The 14,829-nt window shown below is 31.5% G+C and carries 14 protein-coding genes; 5 read left to right on the top strand and 9 right to left on the bottom strand.

The annotated features are described in order from the left end of the window. Nucleotides 1-2: 2 nt before the first annotated feature. Genes AX016_RS11000 through miaA form a run of 5 tightly spaced genes read left to right on the top strand, consistent with a single transcriptional unit; the run spans nt 3 to nt 5,090 of the window. On the top strand, nt 3-1,241 hold the full coding sequence (locus AX016_RS11000; protein ID WP_100895655.1) for a DUF1015 domain-containing protein: 1,239 nt from the start codon (nt 3-5) through the stop codon (nt 1,239-1,241). Nucleotides 1,242-1,256: 15 nt separating this feature from the next. Continuing rightward, nucleotides 1,257-1,925, top strand: a complete 669-nt coding sequence (locus AX016_RS10995; protein ID WP_100895654.1) for a YggS family pyridoxal phosphate-dependent enzyme — start codon at nt 1,257-1,259, stop codon at nt 1,923-1,925. Between the two features lie 22 nt (nt 1,926-1,947). Next, complete coding sequence (locus AX016_RS10990; RefSeq protein WP_100896849.1) at nt 1,948-3,312, top strand: exonuclease domain-containing protein; 1,365 nt, start codon at nt 1,948-1,950, stop codon at nt 3,310-3,312. Nucleotides 3,313-3,315: 3 nt separating this feature from the next. Next, the gene (locus tag AX016_RS10985) at nt 3,316-4,179 is read left to right on the top strand and encodes an ion transporter (RefSeq protein ID WP_100895653.1); all 864 of its coding nucleotides are present in this window, start codon (nt 3,316-3,318) and stop codon (nt 4,177-4,179) included. Further along, entirely contained in the window at nt 4,179-5,090 is a 912-nt protein-coding gene (miaA, locus tag AX016_RS10980; protein ID WP_100895652.1) for a tRNA (adenosine(37)-N6)-dimethylallyltransferase MiaA, read from the top strand. The genes AX016_RS10985 and miaA overlap by 1 nt, the downstream gene beginning before the upstream one ends. Before the next feature lie 59 nt (nt 5,091-5,149). Here miaA and AX016_RS10975 read toward each other — a convergent pair whose 3' ends face one another. The 9 genes from AX016_RS10975 to coaBC form a co-directional block, all read right to left on the bottom strand. Further along, nucleotides 5,150-5,866, bottom strand: coding sequence for a response regulator transcription factor (locus AX016_RS10975; RefSeq protein WP_100895651.1), 717 nt, complete (start codon nt 5,864-5,866; stop codon nt 5,150-5,152). 5 nt (nt 5,867-5,871) lie between these two features. Next, on the bottom strand, nt 5,872-7,455 hold the full coding sequence (locus AX016_RS10970; protein WP_100895650.1) for a sensor histidine kinase: 1,584 nt from the start codon (nt 7,453-7,455) through the stop codon (nt 5,872-5,874). 82 nt (nt 7,456-7,537) lie between these two features. After that, entirely contained in the window at nt 7,538-8,122 is a 585-nt protein-coding gene (coaE, locus tag AX016_RS10965; protein ID WP_100895649.1) for a dephospho-CoA kinase, read from the bottom strand. Beyond that, a complete protein-coding gene (locus tag AX016_RS10960; protein ID WP_157811119.1) occupies nt 8,119-9,039 on the bottom strand; it encodes a CdaR family protein in 921 nt (306 codons plus the stop codon). Before AX016_RS10960 ends, coaE begins: the two co-directional genes overlap by 4 nt. A gap of 41 nt (nt 9,040-9,080) precedes the next feature. Next, nucleotides 9,081-10,082: a glycosyltransferase gene (locus AX016_RS10955; RefSeq protein ID WP_100895647.1), complete on the bottom strand. Its 1,002-nt coding sequence runs from the start codon at nt 10,080-10,082 to the stop codon at nt 9,081-9,083. Between the two features lie 66 nt (nt 10,083-10,148). After that, entirely contained in the window at nt 10,149-10,964 is an 816-nt protein-coding gene (locus tag AX016_RS10950) for an enoyl-ACP reductase FabI (RefSeq protein WP_100895646.1), read from the bottom strand. 67 nt (nt 10,965-11,031) lie between these two features. Continuing rightward, nucleotides 11,032-12,684: a DNA repair protein RecN gene (gene recN / locus AX016_RS10945; protein ID WP_100895645.1), complete on the bottom strand. Its 1,653-nt coding sequence runs from the start codon at nt 12,682-12,684 to the stop codon at nt 11,032-11,034. 52 nt (nt 12,685-12,736) lie between these two features. Then, nucleotides 12,737-13,627 carry a type IX secretion system protein PorD gene (locus AX016_RS10940; protein WP_100895644.1) on the bottom strand — a complete coding sequence of 297 codons (891 nt, stop codon included), beginning with the start codon at nt 13,625-13,627 and terminating at the stop codon, nt 12,737-12,739. Further along, nucleotides 13,620-14,828, bottom strand: a complete 1,209-nt coding sequence (coaBC, locus tag AX016_RS10935) for a bifunctional phosphopantothenoylcysteine decarboxylase/phosphopantothenate--cysteine ligase CoaBC (RefSeq protein ID WP_100895643.1) — start codon at nt 14,826-14,828, stop codon at nt 13,620-13,622. Before coaBC ends, AX016_RS10940 begins: the two co-directional genes overlap by 8 nt. Nucleotide 14,829: the final 1 nt, after the last annotated feature.

Raw genomic sequence — 14,829 nt, 5'->3', positions numbered from 1 at the left:
TATTGGCTAATATAAAACCATTTAAAGCAGTACGTCCAACCAGAGATAAGGTTAGTTTAGTTGCTTCTCGTTCTTACCAAAGCTACACGCAAGCACAGCGTGAGGCTCGGCTAGACCATAATCCGTATTCTTTTTTACATATTGTTAACCCTGGTTATAAATATGATAAAGAAATATCTGGTGTAGAACGTTACCAATTGGTAAAAAATAGATATTCAGAATTTAAAGAAGACGGAGTGTTTACACAAGATTCTACTCCGTTTTTCTACATTTATAAAGTTGTAGACAGAGACAACCAAGTGTTTAATGGTATTGTTGCCGCCGCCAGCGTAGAAGATTACCAAAACAATGTTATAAAAAAGCACGAGGACACTATTACTAGTAAAGAGATTGTTTTTAAAGATTATTTAAAAACAGTTGGTTTTAATGCAGAACCAGTACTTATTACCTATCCAGATAATAAAGAGGTTACAACCATTATGAGTAATAAGCAAAAAGAACGTGCAGAGTATGAGTTTACAACTACGTATAGAGACACACATTACCTTTGGCTTATTACAGAAAAAGAAGATATAGACGCTATTGTACAAGCTTTTAAAAATATACCTACAGTTTATATTGCAGATGGGCACCACAGATCGTCATCATCAGAATTACTTTGTTTAGACTGTAAAGAGCAAAATAAAGAACATAATGGCACAGAAAACTATAACTATTTTATGAGTTATTTTATTCCTGAGTCTGAGCTTAAAATACACGAATTTAACAGACTAGTTAAAGACCTTAATGGTTTAACCAAAGAAGAGTTTTTAATAAAGTTAGATGCTGTTTACCGTATAGAAAATAGAGGTGCAATACCATACAAGCCAAATAAAAAACATCACTTTAGTATGTATTTAGATGGCGAATTTTATTCTTTACACCTACGTAAATCTATTTACACATTTAAAAACTCTTTAGATAAATTAGATGCACAACTACTTTACAATACCATTTTAAAACCTATTCTAGGGATTACAGATTTACGTAAAAATGACAGAATAGATTATTTAAGTGGTAAAAAAGAGATTGTAAGTTTAGTTAATAAAATAGATAGTGGTAAATTTAGGGTTGGCTTTGGTATGTTACCTGCCAATATTCAAGAATTAAAAAGTATTGCTGATGATGGCTTGCAAATGCCTCCTAAAAGTACTTTTATAGAGCCTAAGTTAAGAAGTGGCGTTACTATTTATGAATTTTAGTTTTTAATTAAAATTATGTCAATTAAAGAATCCTTATTAACAATAAAAAAAGAATTACCAGATACGGTTACACTTGTAGCTGTGTCTAAAACAAAACCTGTTTCTGATTTAGAAGAAGCCTATGCTGCTGGTCAGCGTATTTTTGGTGAAAATAAAATTCAGGAAATGACCCAAAAATGGGAGGTTATGCCAAAAGATATTCAATGGCATATGATTGGCCACGTACAAACCAATAAGGTAAAGTATATGGCAGAATATGTTTCTTTAGTACACGGTGTAGACAGCCTAAAACTGCTAAAAGAAATAAACAAACAAGCAAAAAAACACAACAGAGTTATAAACTGTTTGTTACAAATGCATATTGCAGAAGAAAGCACAAAATTTGGTTTGGATAAAGAAGAATTAAACAATCTTATAGATTCTGACATTTTTAAAACATTAGAAAACATAAACGTTGTTGGCCTTATGGGAATGGCAACATTTACAGATGATAAAAACCAAGTAAAAAAAGAGTTTGCTACGTTAAAAGAAATATTCTCTTCTTTACAAAGCATAAAATCTACTAACTTAGATGTAAAAATACTATCTATGGGTATGAGTGGCGATTATAAACTTGCTATAGACCAAGGAAGTACAATGGTACGTATTGGTAGCAGTATTTTTGGAAGTAGAAATTATTCATAAACAACAGGCTAGAACAAATTTGATGTACGTAATCTTAGATATTGAAACCACTGGTGGTAAATTTAATGAAGAAGGAATAACAGAGATTGCCATTCATAGGTTTGATGGGCATAAGGTTGTAGACAAATTTATTAGCTTAGTAAATCCGGAAAAAGAAATACAGCCATTTGTTGTAAAACTTACTGGTATAAACGATAAAATGTTGCGTACCGCTCCTAAGTTTTACGAGGTTGCCAAACGTATTGTTGAAATTACTGAAGACGCAGTTATTGTAGCTCACAATGCTCAGTTTGATTATAGAATTCTTAGAACTGAGTTTAGACGCTTAGGTTTTAACTTTGAACGTAAAACGCTTTGTACCGTTAATTTATCTAAAGAATTAATACCAGATAAAGAATCTTATAGCTTAGGTAAATTAGTGCGTTCCCTTGGTATTCCTGTAAGTGACAGGCATAGAGCCAATGGCGATGCTCTTGCTACATTGCAATTATTTAAATTACTACTTGCAAAAGACTTAGATAAAACCATTATAAAAAGTGTTATTAAAGAAGGTTCTATGGGAGAACTATCAGACAGGCAAATAAACCTTGTAGAACAATTGCCCAATGATACTGGTGTTTACTATATGTACGACAAAGATGGCGACTTAATTTTCTTAGGTAGATCATCAGACATTAAGAAAAAAGTAAACAAACACTTTACAGGAACTTCTAATGTTGCTAAAAAATTGCAAAAGCAAACACGTAAAGTTACTTTTGAAAAAACAGGAAACGAGCTAATTTCAACCTTAAAAGAAAACGAAGAATTACGCAGAGTAAAACCTAAATACAATAGTAGTTTACGCAAGAGCTTGTTTAACTACGGCATTTTTCAAAAAGAAAACGAAAATGGTTACATTTCACTTCAAATAGAAAAAACAACTACAACAGAAAATGCTATTGGAACTTTTAGTAGCTTTATTTCTGCTAAAAACTTTCTTCATAAAATATCTAAGGAATATACTTTGTGCAATAAGGTTAATCTTATTTCTGAGGCTAAAACAAATTGCGGCAATTATGAAGATGGCAATTGCAATGGCGCTTGTATTAATAAAGAAGATGCAGCATCTTACAACCTAAGAGTACAAGAAGTAATTGCTAGATATAGCCTTGTGGGTAAAAATATTTTAATAAAAGATAAAGGAAGAGAAATAGGCGAATATTCTGCTATTTTAATAAAAGACGGAGAGTTTAAAGGCTACGGGTACTATAATTTAAACCATCAAATAAATAATATTCATATCTTAGAGTCTATTATTACAGAGATGAAAAGCACTCCAAATACTATTCATCTTATTTTAGCTTACCTAAGAAAAAGTAAAAGAGTACAACAAATACAACTAGACTAACCATTGAAAAACGAAAAACCATCTAAACGCTGGAAAGCCAAAATACACGAAATAATTTACGGTACGCACACGCCTGCTGGTAAATTGTTTGATATTTTATTACTTGTACTTATTGTTTACAGCGTTATTATTGTAATGCTAGAGAGTGTTCCTAGGTTTGACACCAAATATCACGAGTTTTTAAACATATCAGAATGGGTAGTAACTATCTTATTCTCTATAGAATACATATTACGCGTTATTATTATAAACAAACCTAAAAAGTATATTTTTAGCTTTTTTGGTATTATAGATTTTTTATCTACGGTGCCTAAATATTTAGCTTTCTTTTTTATGGGATCGCAGTATTTTACAGCATTTAGAGCACTAAGGTTATTGCGTGTTTTTAGAATATTAAAGCTAGTGCGTTTTGTTGGTGAATCTAATAAACTTATAAATGCATTAAGAGCAAGTAGAACCAAAATATCAGTTTTTGTATTTTTTGTATTGATAATATCTGTACTATTAGGTACATTAATGTATTTAATTGAAGGTCCAGACCACGGATTTAACAGTATACCACATAGTGTCTACTGGACAATAGTTACATTAACTACCGTTGGTTATGGTGATATTTCTCCGCAAACACCACTTGGGCAGTTTTTAGCCACTTTAATTATGATTATTGGTTACGGAGTTATTGCTGTACCCACAGGTATTGTATCTGCCGAGTACGCATCTAACTTAAACACAAATAAAACTATGGACGAAGGAAGATCTTGTCCTAATTGTAGTTGTGAAATTAAACGATCTGATGCTGATTATTGTAGAAAGTGTGGCTACAACTTAAACCAAGAAGATGAAGATGAAAACGAAAAAGAAGCATAGTGAATACTAAAACTCTACTGTCTGTTGTTGGCCCTACCGCTATTGGAAAAACAAAATTAGCAATTACATTAGCACAGCATTTTAATACAGAAATAATATCTGCAGATTCTCGTCAGTTTTTTAAAGAAATGGTTATTGGTACTGCTGTTCCTGATAAAGATGAACTAGCTGCTGCACCACATCATTTTATTCAGCATAAAAGTATTTTAGAATCTTATTCTGTTGGCGATTTTGAAAAAGAAGCGCTTAAAAAATTAGACAATCTATTTAAAGAAAAAGACATTGTAGTACTTGTTGGCGGTAGCGGTTTGTATGTAGATGCTGTTACCAAAGGCTTAGATAGTTTCCCTAAAATAGATGCTAGTGTTAGAGCAAGTTTAAATACTTTATTTGAAAAAGAAGGTATTACTGCATTACAACAAAAATTAGAAAATTTAGATCCTGAATATTACAACAAAGTAGATAAAGACAATCCACATAGATTAATACGAGCTTTAGAGGTTTGTATTGGATCTGGGAAGCCCTACTCTACTTTTTTAAATCAGGAAAAACCTAAAAGACCATTTAATGTAATTACAATTGGTATTACGGCAGATCGTGAAATTATTTATGACAGAATTAATACTAGAGTAGATCTAATGGAGCAAAATGGCTTATTAAACGAAGCCAAAGCACTAACAGAACACCAAAACCTTAACGCACTACAAACTGTTGGCTACAGAGAGCTATTTCAGTTTTTTAATGGTAATTGGACGCTAGAGTTTGCGTTATCTGAAATTAAAAAAAATACCAGAAGATTTGCTAAAAGACAACTTACTTGGTTTAAAAAAAATAAAGAAACACTTTGGGTAAATTTTAATGATGATCCTAAAAACATAATAGCAACTATTAAAGAAAAGTTACAAGCATAAAAAAAACCATCCTTAAATAGGATGGTTTTTTGTTTTGTATATTTTATAATAAAAATATTTTAAGACTCTTCTTCAGTTTTAATTACCAAACGGAAACCTTCACCGTGAATGTTTAATATCTCTACATTCTCATCTTTCTTTAAATACTTTCTAAGCTTAGCTATATAAACATCCATACTTCTAGATGTAAAATAGTTATCATCTCTCCATATTTTAGTTAATGCTAATTCTCTTGGCATTAAATCGTTTTCGTGTAAAGCCAACAAACGTAAAAGATCGTTTTCTTTTGGAGATAATTTAACAGCTTCTTCTTCTTTAAATTTTAAGAATCTAAGTTTAGAGTTCAATTTAAAATCACCAATTGTAAACTCAAACTTTTTACTATCTGCCATAGTATTAGAAGATTTTCTTTGTAATATAGCTTTTAGCTTCATTAAAAGAACTTCAGAATCAAAAGGCTTATTTAAGTAATCATCTGCACCTGCTTTATAACCTTTTAGTACATCTTCTTTCATTGTTTTAGCAGTAAGAAAAACAATTGGCACGTTTTCATTCTTTTCTCTAATCTCTCTAGCTAAAGTATAACCATCTTTATAAGGCATCATCACATCCAAAATACAAACATCATAAATGTCTTTTTTGAACTTTTCAAAACCTTCCATTCCGTTTTTAGCTAATACTACATCAAAATTATTCATTCCTAAATAATCTTTAAGAACTATTCCAAAGTTTGGATCGTCCTCTACCAAAAGTATTTTCTTGTTTACTGTTTCCATATCTCTTAAATTATAGGTAATTTAATGTAGAAAGTGCTTCCTTTTCCTTTTTCGCTTTCTGCATAAACTTCACCTTGGTGATCATCTATTATTTTTTTTACGTAGGCCAGTCCTAAACCGTGCCCTTTTACATTATGTATATCTCCTGTGTGCTCTCTGTAAAATTTTTCAAAAACTTTTTTCAGAACAGCTTTACTCATTCCAGACCCTTGATCTTTAATTTTTATAACAATACTATTTTTAGTACTCTCTGTATACACATCAATTTTTGGTGCTTCGGGAGAGTATTTAATAGCATTATCCATAACATTTACCAACACGTTGGTAAAGTGCATTTCATTAGCCAAAACATCTGTACGCTTAGCATTTAGGTGTGTATTAATATAACCACCTCTATCATCTACTATTAACTCTACGTGTGTAATAGCATCTTCAATTATGTCGTGTACATCTACTCTTTCCTTACTAATATCTAATTGATTCTTCTCCAATTTAGATATACGCAACACATTCTCTACTTGTGCGTGCATTCTTTTATTTTCGTCTCTTATCATTTGTAAGTAACGACCAACTTTTTCTTTATCTCCTATGGTTGCAGGGTTTTTAATGGCCTCTACTGCTAAATTTATAGTAGCAATTGGGGTTTTAAACTCGTGCGTCATATTATTAATAAAGTCTGTTTTTATTTCAGATATTTTCTTTTGTCTAATTAATTGATAAATAGCACCTACATACGTTATAAGTATAATAGTGGTAAATAAAAATGTAATTAATGCCATTCCTAAAATAGAACCAATTAAGTATTCCTTTTTATCGGGAAAAGAAACCAGTAACGAAAAATCTGTTTTTCCTTCGCTATCCCTAAAAATAGGTGTTCTATTTATTGTTTCTGGGTCAAATTTAAATTTTCTAGATTTTACAGATGTTGGTAGGCCTTTGCTATAAATACCATACTCAAAATCAATATCAATTTTTCTGTTTTTAAATTCTTTTTCTAAAGCTGTTCTAATCTCTTTTTTAGAAACCCGTTTATACATTGGCCTTCTGTTTGCCTCATCTCTAAAAGATTCCTCAAACTGTAATTTTTCAAACCTAGAAATATCTCCAAATTTTGTTATTTTTTTTATGGGTGTAAAGCTGTAACCTTTACCATCCATACCAAAATTTTCTTTTAAAACAGTTTCTACAGTTTTGCTTGTATAACTAGTAATAGTTGTTGTACTATCACTTAAAAGATCATTGTCAAAGAACGAAGGTGGAACATTGTAATTCTCTTTTAATATTCCGTGATTATAAATAGTTACTTCTCTAGAGTCTTCATCTACCTCTCTATAAAAAATATCTCTAATTTGGTATTCTGATGGTTTACCAACACTATCTTTTAGCGCTATAAACTTATCTCCATACTCATTTATTTCTCTTGTTTCTATTTTGCTTGCTACATTATCTAGTACCTGAGATACTGTCTGATAAAATTGCTCTTCTTTGTCCTCTATAGATTTTTTAATCCAATACGCCTGAACAAATATTATTCCTAGCAAAGACAAGGTCATTAACACAATAAGTACAACCAATAACTTCTTGTTCATTTGGGCAAAATTAAGATTTTAACATATATAGTCTCTCCTGTTTAACCTAACCTTAACACTAATAGTTAAACTTTAACGATTATTAAGACAAGCTCCTTAATATAGAGTGAATTTCATTTATTTTTAACTCTAAATTTACAATATCTTCATTTATTAACTTAAAATCAGACATTTTTTCTTTCTTTTCATCTGTCCATTGATTGTTCATTCTAGAAAGAATTTTTTCTCGTGTAGTATTATCCCTTTTTAAAATCCTATTAATTCTGACTTCCAAAGGTGCTGTAACCAAAATTATGTAATCGTAGAAATCTTGGTTTTTATTTTCAAAAATAATTGCGCTTTCCTGTATAACATAGGGTGCGTCTTGTTTTTTAGTCCACTCTAAAAAGTGCTCTCTTACAGCTGGGTGTACAATATTATTTAGTTGCTCTAACAAACTAGCATCCGCAAATACCTTTTCTGCTATATATTCTCTATTTAAAACATTGTTTACATAAGCATCTTTACCTAATAGGCTTGCTATTTGCTCTTTAACACTAACAGAAGTATGCATTAACTGTTTAGCTTCTAGGTCCGAATTATAAACAGGAACACCTAAATCTGCAAACATTTTTGCTGCTGTACTTTTTCCACTACCTATACCTCCTGTTAAACCTACTATTTTCATTTTCTATTTAAAATAAATTCTACAGCTTCTTCTTTTAACTTAGCACTATATACACCCTCTGGCTTTTTACTTAGTTTTAACTTTAAAATTGGTGAGTTTTCATCAACATAATCATTAAAGTCTGCAGTTAAACTAAAATCAGACACTTTAACCTCTTTTAAATCTGTAACTTTTGCTTTACACAAAATAGAAACTTTATTAGGAAACGTTCTAATACTTACTTCTTCTGGTAAATTTAACACAGTAACTGGCACTGTAATTATTTTCTCTGAAAAACGAAAGACCTCACCAGAAACAACAACACTCTCGTTAGAAAACTTTGTATTGGTTAGATCTTGAGGTAACAATAAACCTAATTTTTGCTTAAAGCTTGAAGAAATATTACTAAAATCATATTCTTCTGATCTAACATAGTTAATAGAATCTATCTCTGTTTTTGGTCCAGAAATTTTTATAGAATCTGGTGTTATTTTAAGCTCTTTATCTAGCACATAGTTTTGCGCTAAATCTACTTTAACACTAGATATAACAGGAACTTTTTTTGTATGCAACTTATACAAATCTAAATACAAAGTGTCACTAAAACCAACTTCTGTTAAAGATAATGAGTTGGGCAATTGTTGTTCTATTTGCTTCCTAAACACAGACTGTCGTAGAAAAAACTTATCTCCTTTATGTTCTACACTTTTTAAATCTACTTTTATATTTTTTCTAAAAGTATTTAAACGTAACAACTGAAAACCTCCTGCGTGTACTTTTACCTGAACTTCTTTCTGGTGTTTTTCTGCAAAAAATAAACTATCTGGTACGTTTATGTACTCTAAATTAAAATAAGTATTTGCTGTATAAGAATCAGACAAATTACTAATAAACCACGCCATAGTAGCACATAGTAAAAACAGTGAAAATATTTTCACTTTACGTTTATTTAGTCCGTTTTTTATTTTACTTAACACCTTTATAATTTAAAAAATAATTTAGGAAATAATTCTTGTGCAGTCTTTTTACTTGAGTTTAAAGTTAAAGTAGATTTTAAAAAGCCATAACCATACCCTAAAAATTGTATTGTAACAGCTACTAAAGATAAAAACGCAATTACAATACTTTTATTTTTTATAAGCGAATCTATAAATAACAGCGTAAAATACAAACTATAACAATATAAAAACCAAGGTAGTCCTAAAAACGAAGCCAATATTGAAACTAAAAACCCAAAGCAAAATAAAGCCGGAAACCAATACGTAATTTTAGCTGTTTCAGGATGCCATTTGTTTAATATTGGGCGCACCATACCAAACTTGTTTACCTGAATGTAAAATTTATTCCAGTCTATTCTACGCTTATGATACACGTAAGCTTCTGGTATTAATTTGGTTTTAAAACCGCTATTCCAGATTCTAATAGTTAAATCTGGGTCCTCACCAGGATGAATATTACCATAGCCACCAGTTTGCTCAAAAGCCTCTTTAGAAATACCCATATTAAAACTACGAGGCTGAAATTTATCTACTGCCTTTTTACCTCCGCGTATACCACCTGTTGTAAAAAACGATGTCATTGCGTAATTAATTGCTTTTTGTACTGTAGAAAAAGATTCATGTGCCGCATCTGGCCCGCCGTAACAGTCTACATAGTCTTTTTGCAGTGATGCTTCTGCAGTTTCTAAATAATGTGATGGTAAAATACAATCTGAATCTAAGACTATAAAGTAATTACCCTTAGCTTTTCGCATTCCGTAATTTCTAGAATCTCCTGGTCCTGAATTCTCTTTTTTATAATATGATATTGGTAAACTAGAAAAACGAGAAACCTCTTCCTCTGAGCTAATAGTAGAACCATCTTCCACAATAACAATCTCATAAGGTTTTGTGTAGGTTTGTTGCTCTAAACTTTGCAACAACTCTCTAATTTCATTAGGCCTGTTATAAACCGGAACTATAAAAGAAAACAAAAAATTCATGTAGTACCACTGTAAACATAAAAGCCACCCCAAAAAAAGGATGGCTCTTACTATATTATATTATTCTTATTCTTCTGTAAAATGCTCTATTACCTCTTGGCTAACTCCTGTGTTAGAAAAACCTCCATCATGAAATAAGTTTTGCATAGTTACTTTCTTTGTAAGGTCTGAAAACAAAGAAACAGTATAATCTGCACAATCCTGAGCAGTTGCATTACCTAAAGGAGACATTTTATCTGCATAAGCAATAAAACCACCAAAACCTTTAACACCTTGACCTGCTGTTGTTGGCGTTGGAGACTGAGAAATTGTATTTACACGTACTTGCTTTTCTTTACCAAAGAAATAACCAAAACTACGAGCTACAGATTCTAAATATGCTTTATTATCTGCCATATCATTATAATCTGGAAATGTACGTTGTGCAGCCATATAAGTTAAAGCTACAATACTTCCCCACTGGTTCATTGCATCTGCTTTATATAAACTTTGCATTACTTTATGAAAAGACAATGCAGAAACATCCCAACCTTTTGCTGTAAAATCATACTTCTCATCTGTATAAGCACGACCTTTTCTTACGTTTACAGACATTCCTATAGAGTGTAAAACAAAATCTAATTTACCACCCAAAATTTCTGTAGACTTTGCTACCAAGTTGTTTAAATCTTCTTCGCTAGTTGCATCTGCAGGTATAATTTCTGATCCTGTTTTTTCTGCCAACTGCTTTATTTGCCCCATACGCATTGCTATAGGTGCGTTAGTTAACACAAAAGTACCACCTTCTGCGTGTACTCTTTCTGCAGTTTTCCAAGCAATAGAATTTTCATCTAATGCTCCAAATATAATACCTCTTTTTCCTTTTAATAAATTGTATGCCATTTGCTGTTTATTTTGGTAATTTTTATGTGCGCGTAAAGATATTCAAAAAAAGTAGAATGCAATGCTTCTAATTCAATAACTGCCTTGCGTGTGCAATAGCAGAATCTGATAAATCTTTACCTCCCAACATTTCTGCTAACTCCACTACTCTTTCTTCTGTAGTAAGTTGCTTCATTTGCGTGTGCGTTACGTTATTTTTATCTTCTTTATATACTTTGTAATGATGATTACCTTTAGATGCTACTTGCGGTAAGTGTGTAATAGAGAATATCTGCATACTACTACTCATCTCTTGCATAATAACTCCCATTCTGTTAGATATTTCTCCAGAAACTCCTGTATCTATCTCATCAAACATAAGGGTTGGTAAATCTTCATATTTAGCTAAAACTGCCTTTATAGCTAACATAATACGAGAAAGCTCTCCTCCAGATGCCACTTTTTTCAACTCACCAAAAGCAGATCCTTTATTTGCAGAAAACTGAAAAACAAGTTCATCTTTACCATTATACATAAAACTTTGTGCTGCATTTATTTCTATCTTAAATTCTGCGCTTGGCATACCTAAAGACTCTAAAATTGCTTCTAGTTGCTTTTTTAACTCTGGCACAATTGCCTTACGCTGCTTAGATATTTTTGCACAAATTGTATTTAGTGCTTTTTCTTTAGCCTCAATTTCTGCTTCTTTTGCTTTTATAGTTGCATCTATATTCTCTGTAGCATCAACCTTGACAGCTAATTCTTCTTTTATTTTTAACAACTCTTCAATCTCTAAAACACCGTGCTTTTTTTGCAAATCGTACAACAGTTGCAATTTAGCGTTTACCTCTTCAAGCAATTTAGGATTAGCTTCTACGCTATTCTCTAAACTTTCAAACTCCTCAAAAATATCATCAACCTCTATAAAAACAGATTGTACACGATCGTTTAAACTTGTGAATTGCGAACCAAAACCTGCCAATTTGCTAGATGCTTGTTTTAATTCTGTTAATAAATTTAAAATACCAACTTGCTCATCAGAAATTAACTGGTGTCCTTTAGACAAGTGCTCCATAATGTTTTCTACATTATTAAGCTGCTCGTACTGCTCTTCTAATTCTTCTAAAATTCCTTCTTTTAAAGGCGCACTTTCTAACTCACTTAACAAAAAAGTATTATAATCATGTTCTTTAATACCATCTTGTTTTTCTTGTAGCAGTAACTCTAATGCTTTGGTTTCCTTTTTAAATGAACGCAAATCTTTTTCATAAATAGCTAAAAGATCTGCATTAGAAGCTAAACCATCTATTACTTTAAATTGATAAGCATTATCTCCTAATTGTAGCGTTTGGTTTTGAGAGTGAACATCTATTAAACCATCTCCTAAAGTGGTTAAAGTTGCTAACCTAACAGGAGAATCATTAATAAAAGCTCTAGACTTGCCACTTGGCAGTATCTCTCTCCTAATAATAGTGTGTTCTTCATAATCCACATCATTATCATTAAAAAAAGACTTAAGATTGTATTTTCCTATAGAGAACTCTGCCTCTATAACACATTTTTTTTCCTTGTCTCTTAATGATGATAAATCTGCTCGCTTACCTAGCACCAATGCTAAACCACCTAATAAGATAGATTTACCCGCGCCAGTTTCTCCGGTTATTACCGTAAAACCATTGGTAAAAGACACATTTAAATGGTCTATTAAAGCGTAATTTTTTATAGAAAGTGTTACTAACAATTTGTGTAATTAAAAATTACATCAAATATAATTATAATATAAAAAGTGAGGGTTAATATTTTATTTTATTCCACGTACTAGAATAAAAAGGTGCGGCTGTATTTAAAACTTCTTTAAGTTTTACCACATCCATTTTTGGACCATCAGAAAAAATACTTACTATTTCATCTGATTTTGCATCAAAAAATGTTTGCAACACAAACGCATTAGTTCTACGCTTAGCTATAGTAGACAGCAAGCGTATTGTACCAGAAATTACTTGTTTTCCTGTACTGTTATTATCTGCAAGCACATCCATACCTTTTCTATGGTAGTTATACATTGCAACTCTATATTCCCTGTAAGCGTTAGATAAAATGTTATCTACAAGCTCAAAACGAGTTCTTTCACTAGAAGACTGACTCCACCCTGCTGCACTACTACCCTGAGCTTGAGTAACAATACCTTGTGCTTTTTTAAAATGTTCTGTACCTCCCTCTAGAGCAAAACTATCTGCATCTAAACCTAACATAACATATGCATAGTAAGACATTACACCTACCAAATTAGAATCAAACGTATTTTGGTTATACACCAATGGTTGAAATTCTATATAATTAAAATTAAACTGATTGTCTTTATAATTAAAAATAGGTGTCTCGTATGATGTGTTAAAAACAGGTCTAGAAGATTGTATTTGAATATTTGCTTTAAAACTATTAGATGAGTACTCTGTAACAGTAATAAACATTCTAGAGTTTACACGTTCTTGCTCTTTGTAAATACGATTTGTCCACTTAGTTTTATTCATAAAATCATTAAGCGCACGCTCTAATGTTTTAAAAACTTGCTGGTTTGTTTGCCCTACTTGGTCAGAGTTTACTGTTACTGTACAGTTAAGTTCTTGTGCCGTGGCAGTAGAAAAAATAGCAAAACAAAAAAAAGCAATTATAAATTTATACATTCGTTTTTATAATAATTTCATTTACAATATCTAAGGCAACATCTGCCTTTGTCTTTAGTTTAAACGTTTTTATATTTAATTTCTTATCTATAATTGATATTTTATTGGTTGATTTTCCAAAACCAGCTCCTGTATCATTTAAAGAGTTAAGTATTATAATATCTAAATTCTTCTTTTTAAGCTTTTTTGTAGCGTTTTCCACTTCGTTTTGAGTCTCTAACGCAAAGCCTACTAAAAATTGATGCTTCTTTTGTTCTCCTAAAGAAAATAAAATATCCTTATTTTTAACAAGAGTTATTTGCATCTCAGCATCATTCTTTTTTATTTTTTGATCTGCAATAGTTTTAGGCTTATAGTCTGCAACTGCAGCAGCACATATAGCAATATCAAAATGCGCATAATGTTTATGTACTTCATCATACATTTCATCTGCAGATTTTACACGTACAAGTGTAACATTATCATGAGAAATAGTTAGGTGTGACGGGCCAGAAACTAAAACTACTTTAGCTCCTTTGTTTGCTGCTGCCAAAGCAAGCTCATACCCCATTTTACCAGATGAGTGATTGCCTATAAAACGCACAGGATCTATTGCTTCATAAGTAGGACCAGCTGTAATAATCACTTTTTTACCACTTAGCGGCAAACCTGTATTTAAAAATTGTTTTAAGTGCTGCACTATATCTTCTGGCTCTGCCATTCTACCTTCACCGTGTAAACCACTAGCTAACTCACCTTCCCCTGCAGGTATCATAATATTACCAAAAGAATTAAGCTTATCAAAAGAAGCCAAAGTAGACGGATGCTTATACATATCTAAATCCATTGCCGGAGCAAAAAACACAGGACATTTAGCAGATAAATACGTTGCCAATAATAAATTATCACAAACACCATTTGCCATTTTAGACAAAGTATTTGCTGTTGCCGGAGCAATAACCATTAAATCTGCCCACAAACCCATTTCTACATGATTGTTCCAAGATATTCCTTCTTCTTTACCCTCACTAACAAAAGATGTTAATACTGGATTTTTAGATAGCGTAGCTAAGGTAAGTGGAGAAACAAAAGAGCTGGCGCTATCCGTTAAAATAACTTTAACGTTAGCGCCAGCTTTTATTAGTAAGCGAACAAGAAATGTAGTTTTGTATGCGGCAATACCTCCGGTTATTCCTAAAAGGATATTTTTACCACCTAACATC

Source organism: Cellulophaga sp. RHA19, from assembly GCF_002813425.1.
Classification (GTDB): domain Bacteria; phylum Bacteroidota; class Bacteroidia; order Flavobacteriales; family Flavobacteriaceae; genus Cellulophaga.
Note: the sequence above shows the minus strand (reverse complement) of the source record. Positions and strands in the feature narration are given on the sequence as shown.